General features: G+C 71.8%; 5 protein-coding genes. 2 read left to right on the top strand and 3 right to left on the bottom strand.

The annotated features are described in order from the left end of the window. Positions 1-44: 44 nt before the first annotated feature. Complete coding sequence (locus QFZ58_RS04935; protein WP_307123663.1) at positions 45-749, top strand: type VII secretion system-associated protein; 705 nt, start codon at positions 45-47, stop codon at positions 747-749. 139 nt (positions 750-888) lie between these two features. On the opposite strand, the gene QFZ58_RS04930 is transcribed toward QFZ58_RS04935, so the two are convergent. From QFZ58_RS04930 to QFZ58_RS04920, 3 genes are all read right to left on the bottom strand, one after another. Beyond that, positions 889-3192, bottom strand: a complete 2304-nt coding sequence (locus QFZ58_RS04930; protein ID WP_307123662.1) for a glycoside hydrolase family 9 protein — start codon at positions 3190-3192, stop codon at positions 889-891. A 614-nt stretch (positions 3193-3806) separates the two neighbouring features. Then, positions 3807-5363 carry a PQQ-dependent sugar dehydrogenase gene (locus QFZ58_RS04925; protein WP_307123661.1) on the bottom strand — a complete coding sequence of 519 codons (1557 nt, stop codon included), beginning with the start codon at positions 5361-5363 and terminating at the stop codon, positions 3807-3809. A gap of 242 nt (positions 5364-5605) precedes the next feature. Then, complete coding sequence (locus tag QFZ58_RS04920) at positions 5606-6289, bottom strand: lytic polysaccharide monooxygenase (protein WP_307123660.1); 684 nt, start codon at positions 6287-6289, stop codon at positions 5606-5608. 715 nt (positions 6290-7004) lie between these two features. Between QFZ58_RS04920 and QFZ58_RS04915 the strand changes: the two genes are divergently transcribed. Then, positions 7005-9131: a cellulose binding domain-containing protein gene (locus QFZ58_RS04915; RefSeq protein ID WP_307123659.1), complete on the top strand. Its 2127-nt coding sequence runs from the start codon at positions 7005-7007 to the stop codon at positions 9129-9131. Positions 9132-9348 lie beyond the last annotated feature (217 nt).

Genomic DNA, 9348 nt, shown 5'->3' with positions numbered 1-9348 from the left:
GTGCCCCGAAACCGACACACGCACCCCTGCAAGCGAGGAAAAAGATGAGCGACTCCGGCGCCGAGACCGCCGCAGCCCCCGTGGACCCCGCGCCTCCCGAGGAGTTCGTCCGGGCCGCAAGAACGGCTCCCGACCACTGGCTCCACCTGAACGATCCCGCATGGCAGGGTGAGGGCCCGCCGCCCTCGTGGGCCGTGGTCGGTCAGTGGCGCTCCGACTCCGAGGGCACCATCGTCGAGTGGCAGGACAACGAGGACTACAGGCCGTCACCCGAGGCGATGGGGTGGCCCGAGCCCGCCGACGACGTGGACCGCGCCGTCCAGCTCGCCACCACCGGATACGGCCCGGCTGAAAGTGTCACCGCCGCCCTGGCCAGGGCAGTGGTCGCGGTACTGGTCACGGCGGACGGCGAACCGGTGAGCGCGTCGGCGCCCGACGGCACGGCGGTGGTCCCGGTCTACACATCCCCCCGCTACCTCCAGGCCGCGGGACGGCTGGGGTTCGAACGGCTGCCGACCGCGGACCTGATCGGCCGGATCCCTCCTGGCCACAGCCTGTGTCTCAACAGTTCAGCCCCGGTCAGCATGGTGGTGACCACCGACGGGCTCGCGGAGGTGCTGCGGGAAGCGGCGCCGCGGGAAGCGGCACCTGCGGTGGAGGAGTCGCAGGGAGGCCCGGCCCGCACCGGTTCGCCGTCGGCCGGATCAGGGGCGACGGCCGAGACGGCCAGCGACACCGCCGGGGGATGACAGGCTGCGGATATCGGCACCTACGGCTCAGACGTCGCCTGGTCGGACCAGCGTTTCTGCGGCCGACCTGAAGGAGAACGAGGGGCGGTCGGGAGACAGTCGTGCGCGTAACGCCTCCCGACCGCCCACGGCGCGTCCGTCAGGCGCAGGAAACGCCGTTCAGGGCGAAGCCCGCGGGGGCGGCACCGGGCGTGCCGGAGCCCTGGAACCCGAAGGACGCCGAACCGCCCGGTGGGATCACCTTGTTGTGACCGCCGTCGGTGGCGGTCACGACCGCGCCGGCCTGGGTGGCCGTCGCGTTCCAGGCGCTGGTCACCTTCTCGGCGCCGGCGAACTTCCAGACGAGGCGCCAGCCGTCCACAGCGGTGGTTCCGGTGTCACGGACGGTGACGTCGGCGGTGAAGCCGCCGCCCCAGGAGGAGCTGACCTTGTAGGTGACGGCACACGCGACGCCCGGGGTGGGGGTCGGGGTCGGTGTCGGGGTGGGGGTGGGAGTCGGCGTAGGAGTAGGTGTGGGTGTAGGAGTGGGTGTGGGTGTCGGATCGGATCCGTCCGGCACCGCTCCCCACTGACGTACACCCCCGTCCAGCAGCACCATGTTCGGCGCGTCCGCCGGGGTGGCGCCCGGCGTGGTGGGCAGGCCCTGGACGGACCAGTCGTCGGACGGGTCCCAGGCGCCCGAGGAGGCGATGCGGAACTGGACCTCCTTGCGGTACGCCGACTGCCCGGCCGGAGCGATGACCGTGTTCGAGCAGTCGACGCTCACGAAGTACACGTCGCCCTCGTACCGCGTGGGGCCACTCGCCGTGCCGCACTGGTTGTAGTTGGTGGTGACCGTGATGTCGGTCGGTGAGACTCCTGGTTCCAGCGTGAAGTAGTACCGCAGTGCAGCCTTCGCCAGCGGTCGCGCCGGCCAGGCGGACTTGTTCACCAGGTACGCCTTGATCTCGGTGAAGTGCGCCCCGGAGGCGTTCACCGACGCCTGCGCCAGCACCTGCGGCCCGTCCGGCCCGTCGGCCGGCGGGAACGCGGTGAGCGGGGCACCGCCGTACTCGGCGTAGAGGCGGGCGAGGGCACCGGTGAAGGCCGCGTTGTAGTCCGTGGCCACCTCGTTGTCGGTGTAGTTCTGCCGCTCGTCGCTGTAGGCGTCGTCGGGTGCGCCCGGTCCGCCGACGAGGGCGCCGTAGAGGGTGTGGCGGCTTTCGGCGGGGCTGGTGATCTGGTCGGTCCACGAACCGTGCGAGGTGCGGTGGTGCGGCTTGGTGGGAGGGTTGGCGCCGAAGCCGACGACATAGCTCGCCCTGCGCGGGTTGTCGCCGAGCGCGTAGTCGATCTGGCGCACCGCGAAGTCGTGGTAGCGCGCCTTGCGGGGCGCGTCGCCGGTCAGCCAGTCGCTGTACGAGAGCGCGGCGAACGCGGTGTTGGCCGCGTAACGCAGTGAACCCCACGAGTCCAGCACGGCCTCGCCGCCGGGGGAGTAACGGACCTTCGCGCCGTTCACCCCGGACGTCCACCAGTCCAGCCACCGGTTGGTGTCGTCGACGTACCTCTGCTTGCCGGTGGCCTTGGCGAGGAGGACGTAGGAGCCGTAGGAGGTGTCGTCCCAGGAGAGTGTCCACCGGTAGGAGCGGGTGGTGGTCTGCGGCTCGGTGGAGAGACCGTCGTAGTAGCCCTCGGCCTTGGTCAGGTAGGCGGCGTCACCGGTGGCCTGATAGAGCCAGATCGCCCCCCACACCAGCTCGTCCTGGTAGCCGCTCCAGGAGTTGTAGTACGACTTCGCGTCGGTGATGCAGTCGCTGTACTTGCCTCGGTAGGTGTCGGCGAAGGCGTACAGCTGCTTCGCGTGGGTGACCAGTTTCGCCGCGTACGCCGGGTCGTCGTCGGTGAACAGCATCGAGGAGGCGGCCATCGCGGCGGCCGTCTGCCCGGCGAGGTCGGTGCCGGGACAGGAGGCGTCGATCCGGTAGGCGGGCCGGGCCATCGGCATCACCTCGGCCGGGCCCCACCACTTGTGGTCGTCGGCGCCGTTGCCCACCTGCCCGTACAGCACGTTCGGGGAGGGGTGTGCCTTGACGAAGTAGTCGTTGACGAAGCGCAGACTGTCCTTGAGGTACTTCAGCTGCCCTGACGCGGCGTACGCGGCCTTCTGCTCGATGCCGCCCCAGGCCAGGACGGTGGCGCTGTACGCCATGGGCAGGCCGAACTTGACGTGGTCGCCGGCGTCGTACCAGCCGCCGGTCAGGTCCAGGCCGACGTCCTTGCCGTCGTCCAGTCCCGAGTCGCCCCGCCAGGAGACGCGGTTGCCGTCGGGCAGACGGCCGGAGCGCTGGGCCTCGTAGAAGAAGAGCGACTTCTGCAGCGCCTCGCCGTAGGCGAACGCCGGGGCGGCCTCGGCCGGCGTGGCGGCGAGGGGTGTGAGGACGGCGGCGAGCAGTGCGGCCACACCGACGATGACGGCACCCCACCGGGAGCGACGGGGACGGTGGGCACTGCGCGGAGAAGGGGGCGGGAGGGGTGTACGGGGCGGCTGTGAGAAGGCTGGCAGGCGCAACGGATCGTCTTTCCGTGGGGTGGGCGGCGGACGGTGAATCGCGTAGGGACGGTGCGACGTACCGGCGGGGGCGGGCGGCACGCCGTGAGCCGTGGGTGGGACGCCGGCAGGGGCGGGGCGGAGGTGCGCGGCTCGTGCGGGCCGGGGCGGGGACGGGGGCGAAGGTGCGCGGCTCGTGCGGGCCGGGGCGGGGACGGGGGCGGAGGTGCGCGGCTCGTGCGGGCCGGGGCGGGGACGGGGGCGGAGGTGCGCGGCTCGTGCGGGCCGGGGCGGGGACGGGGGCGGAGGTGCGCGGCTCGTGCGGGCCGGGGCGGGGACGGGGGCCGAGGTGCGCGGCTCGTGCGGGCCGGGGCGGGGACGGGGGCGAAGGTGCGCGGCTCGTGCGGGCCGGGGCGGGGACGGGGGCGAAGGCGGGGCGGGGTGCCAGGCGGTGGGTGGGTGTGCCTGCAGCGGCGCGGCGGATCGTTCCGGCCCAGGGGGGCGGAGGCCGCGTCGGTGGAGGAGGCTCAGCGGCCGACGGCGCAGGCGTCCCCGTTGAGCGTGAACCGTGGTGGCGACGACGCGTCGCCGGTGTGACCGGCGAGGTAGCCGAGGGAGACGCTCGCGCCGGGAGCGATCGAGGCGTTGTGCGAGGCGTTGGCGGCGGTGATCGTGTTGCTGCCCTGGGTGAGGTCGGTGTTCCAGTCGGAGATGACGGTCTGCCCGAGGGCCAGCGGGAACTCCAGCCTCCAGCCGTTCACGGGGGTGCTGCCCGTGTTGGTGACCGTGAGGTCGACCGTCGTTCCGGTGCCCCAGGCCTGCACCGTGCGGTCCACCCGGCAGGTGGGCTCCTCCCGTGCGAAGGACACGCGGTGCAGGCCGCCGGGCAGGTCGTTGACCACGTAGAACTCACCGTCGGCGGTCGTGCCGATGGACGTCACCTGGGTGGGCATCTCACCGATCTCGGCCTGGGCGTAACCGCCTTGGCCGTCGGGGCGCAGCGCCCACACCGTGGACGAGCAGTAGTCGGTGGCGATGTACGTGCCGCCCAGGAGGTCGGCGTACTGCCGGCCCCGGTAGACGTGACCGCCGATGACCGAGCAGCCGCCGGTGTACGGGGAGTAGGTGAAGACCGGCTCGGTGTAGGACTCCGCGGACCCGCAGTCGCCGCCCTCGAACCGCTCCAGGCCCTCGTAGCAGGACCAGCCGAGGTTCAGCCCTCCTTGCCCGGACGGCAGGTGGTCGATCTCCTCCCACCGGCCCTGGCCCACGTCGCCGATCCACATCGAGCCGTCGGAGCTGTCGAAGGAGAACCGCCACGGATTGCGCAAGCCGTACAGCCATATCTCCCCCCGGGCGCCGGGGGTTCCGACGAAGGGGTTGTCGTCGGGGACGCAGTAGGGGAGCGGGCCGCAGCCGTGGCTCACGTCGATGCGCATGACCTTGCCCAGAAGGGTGTCCAGCCGCTGGCCGGAGCGGAAGGGGTCCCCGGAGCCACCGCCGTCACCGATGCTCCAGTACAGGTCGCCGTCGGGGCCGAAGGCGAGTTGACCGCCGTTGTGGTTGCTGTACTCGGCATGCGGCTGGGACAGCAGGGGCTCCAGACGGGACTCGTCGAGCCGGTAGCGGGCGAGCGTGACCGCGCTGTCGGGAAGGGTGGTGTACGCCAGGTACAGGTGATGGCTGTCGGCGAAGTCGGGTGGGACGGCGATGCCGAGCAGGCCACGTTCGTTGCCGGATTCGTCCACGGCCGACGTGATGTCGAGGAGCGGGTCCCGGGCCAGGCCCGTGCCCGGGTGGTAGACGCGTACGGTGCCGGACTTCTCGGTGATGAACAACCGGTCCGTGCCGTCGTCGGGAGCGATGACGGCGGTGGGTCGCCTGAGTCCGGAGGCCACCTGGGTGGTGGTCGCGTGGAGCGAGGGGAGGGGGACGGACGAGGGGGCCGCCGCAGCGGCGGGCACCGTGCCCCGGGTCGCGGGTGGGTCCGCCGCCGAGGACCGGGCCGCGGCGGCGGGCAACGGGGCGAGGGTGGTCAGCAGGAGGGCCAGCAGAAGCTGCCCGGTCCAGTGGCGGCGTGGCATGTCGGCTCCAGTGATGAGGACGCTTGCACGGCGGTGGCGTTCGTGGACGGCTGGTGCGCGCACCCGGTGGTGACCCGGTGGTGTGTCCGAACGCGGGGGCACGCGTGTGTCCCGGTGGGGAGGCCGGGGGCCGCGAGCCTGTCCGGGCAGGGGCAGGTGGGAAGAGTTCGGGCAGGTCGGGACATGAGCGTGTCCCGCCGGACGGTGTCGCATCCGGCGGGACCGCCCGTGGGACGGCGAGGTCAGCCGAAGTTCACATCGCTGCACAGGAAGTACGTCTGGTCCATGTGCGAGGCCTGCCAGATCGTGTAGACGACATGGCGGCCGGTGTAGCCGGACGTGCTGACGGGGATCGAGTAGTTCTGGCTCGGCCCGTACCTACCGGTGGCGGCGACCTGCTGGAGGTCGCTCCAGCGCAGAGCCTGGGTCGTGGGGTCGAAGCCCTGCCGTGAGACGTAGACGCGGAAGTAGTCCGCGCCGTGACTGGCCTGGTCGTACAGCTTGACGGTGAAGTTGTTGCTGATGTTGGTGGTCTTCCACGCGCCCACGGCATCCAGCGCGTTGTAGCGTCCGCCCTCCGTCCGGCCGCCGCTGCACAACTGCCCGTCCGGGACGACCGCCTGGAAGTTGCCGGCGGAGCCGTTGCGGTACAGGCCGTTCCAGTTCCACATCGCGTTGGGATCGGCCTGCCAGGCCTGCCAGCACATGGGGTCCTGCTGCGCCATGGCCGGGTTCTGGAAGTCGCTGCCCCAGCGTTGCCAGCAACCGTAGTTGCGCGACGCCGGGTCGATGACCGATCCGTGCGCCACGGCGGTGCTGCTCCAGGGGATCAGGCTGAGGAGGACGGCGGCGACGGTGCTCAGCACGAGCGTCAGACTGCGCCGTAAGCGCGTGGCACGGTGGCTTACGTGTACCTGACAATCCATGATTCTCTGCTTTCGGTGGGGGAATGCCGGTTTCCCGGCGGGGGTGTGACTGCGTGGGAGCGCTCCCGCTCACCCAGGTTCCCGCGCTGCGAAACGAAGCGGCAACATTCGAACACGCCACTTCCGCGCCGCGTGGCGCAAAACAATGCGCTCACCGGACGGGCCCCGCCCCGCGGGACGCCGTGCCGCTGTGCCGCCGACGGCGCGGATCGGAGACGCCACCTGCGCCGTTCTGCATCCCGAGTGGCCGGCGGGTCTCCACCCGGGCGGCCGGACCGGACCCCTGAGACGAGGAGCGGAAAGGCGAGAGCCGTGTGGACGAGGAGCCATCCTCCTGGGGCAACTCCCGGATGTGCCCCAGCCGCGCGAGGCGCACGCCTCCGTCGCGACGCCGACGCCCCCGCGACCGTTCCCCCGGGGGCATCGTGCTGAAAGGCGTCAGGCCCATCGGCCGGACCGATCGTCACCCGGCCGTCCGGGCGTTGACAGGGCGTCACACCGCTCTCATTATGGGAGCGCTCCCATTGGCGGGATCCTGCCGCTGTCCCACACGCGCACGACCGCACCGCGTTCACGCTTCGTCTTCCGTGCCACCGGCACGGAACGTCCCGCTGCCGTGGCGGCTTCGCCTGCCCGCGGCACTTCGCCTGCTCGGCGGTACGGTCCGGCATCCACTGCCCGGCCCGTGCCGCCGGACCACCCAGGGAGGACCCCCATGCCAGCACCGCACAGACCCGGCCGCCCGGCCGGTGCCGGCTTTCGCCCCCTCGCGCGCGGCGCGGCCGTTCTGGCAGCCGCGCTGGCCCTGCTGTCCTCACTGACCGGCGTCGCACCCGCCGCGCCGCAGGCGGCCGATGTCGCGGACGTCGATGTCCGGATCAATGCCCAGGCGGCGCTGGGCCGGCTCTCCGACACCGCCCGTGGGGTCAATACCGCTGTATGGGACTCGCACATGAACGACCCCGAGGTCGCCGACCTGATGAAGGCGGCCGACGTCGGGGCGATGCGCTACCCCGGTGGTTCGTACGCGGACATCTACCACTGGGAGACGCACACGGCACCCGGGGGGTATGTCGCCCCGGGCACCGGCTTCGACGCCTTCATGGGCACCGTCCGTGCCACCGGGGCGCAACCGATCCTGATCGCCAACTACGGCTCGGGCACGCCCGAGGAGGCGGCCGGCTGGGTCAGGTACGCGAACGTCACCAAGGACTACGGCGCGAAGTACTGGGAGATCGGCAACGAGATATACGGCAACGGCCACTACGGCAGCGGCTGGGAGCACGACGACCACGAGGACAGGAGTCCCCGGGAGTACGCCCGCCAGGTGCGCGCCTACGCGGCGGCCATGAAGGCCGTCGATCCGACCGTCAAGATCGGCGCAGTCCTCACCACTCCGGGTGAGTGGCCGGACGGCGTGGTCGGCGAGGGCGATTCCGGTGACTGGAACCACACCGTGCTCCCCGAAGTGGCCGACGTCATCGACTTCGTGAGCGTCCACTGGTACGCGGGTGGATCCGACACCACTGCCGCGGACGCCTCGGCCAGACTGGCCAGGCTGCCTGGTGAACTGCGGGAGGTGCGCGGCCAGATCGACCGGTACGCAGGCGCGGACTCGCCGGACATCGGCATCGCCCTCACCGAGATCAACACCAACACCGGTGGCGCCCGGCTCACCGCCCGCCCCAACGGGCTGTTCGCGGCCGACGCGTTCATGACGGCTCTGGAGAACGGCGTGTTCACCGTCGACTGGTGGAACACCCACAACGGCGCGGGCGACATCACGACCGTCGACGGCGAGACCGACTACGGCGACATGGGGATGCTCTCCAGCGGCGCTTGCACCGGTGACGTGTGCGAGCCGGCGCCGAACACGCCGTTCCATCCCTACTACGGCATGAAGATGACCGGCGAACTGGGTTCCGCGGGCGACACAATGGTCGCTGCCGCGTCCTCCGCGCAAGACGTCTCGGCGCACGCTGTGCTCCGTCGTGACGGGCGGCTGAGCGTCCTGCTCGTCAACAAGAACCCGGACGCCGCGCAGACCGTGGACCTCGGGTACTCGGGCTTCACCCCGTCCGCCACTGCGCCCGAGGTCAGCCGCTACGCGCGGGGCGACAGCGACATCACCGCGATCACCGCAGGGGAGGCGTCCGCGTCCCAGGTCACCGTGCCGCCGTACGCGTTGCTCACCGTCACCCTCGAACCGCAGGCCGGCACCGGGCCGGGGTCCTCGGCCGCCGCAACCCCGGGCACCCCGAAGCTGGACGTGGTGACCGACACCACTGCGCGCCTGTCCTGGGAGGGAGCGGCGGGTGCCACCCGCTACCTGGTCCAGGAGCGCGACGGCGCGCACACCCGCCTGGTCGGTGAGAGCACCGGCACATCCGTGACCTTGCGGAACCTGCCCCCGGGCAGCACCCACACGGTCAACGTGCTGGCGGCCGACGCCTCGGGACGGCTCTCCACCCCGTCATCCCCGCTGACCTTCACCACCGGCACCCCGTCGGACGCCGCCTGCGCGGTGGCGTACCACCGTGACACGAGCTGGGGCAACGGTTTCGTGGCCACGGTGACCGTCCGCAACCTCTCGGACACGCCGATCACCGGCTGGACCGTGGACTGGGACTGGCCGACCGCGGGGCAGTCGGTGTCCTCCGGCTGGAGCGCGACGTTCCACCAGACCGGCTCACACGTGCGGGTGACCGCCCCCGAAGGTGCGGGGCCGCTGGCGCCGGACGGCGGCTCGTCAGCCTCCTTCGGATTCGTCGGCGCCAACGACGGGCCGGGCCCGGACCCGACGGTCTTCCGCCTCAACGGCAGCGTCTGCTCGAGCGGCTGACGTCCGGGCCGCCCGGGACCGGGGCCGCGCGCAGGCCTGCTCCCGGGCGGCCCACCCGTACGCGGTCAGCGCCTGCGCGGCGGGCCGGCCGGATGCCGCTCGGCCCATCTCGCCACCCTCCCGGTGTACCCGCCGGCGACAGCCGGCTGCGTGTGTCACGGCGAACACCCGAGGGGACGGAACATCCTGGCCAGGGCGACGAGAACGCAGCAGGGCT

Origin of the sequence: Streptomyces sp. B1I3 (assembly GCF_030816615.1) — a bacterium.
In the GTDB taxonomy this organism is placed as follows: domain Bacteria; phylum Actinomycetota; class Actinomycetes; order Streptomycetales; family Streptomycetaceae; genus Streptomyces.
This window is presented reverse-complemented; position numbering and strand designations above follow the sequence as displayed.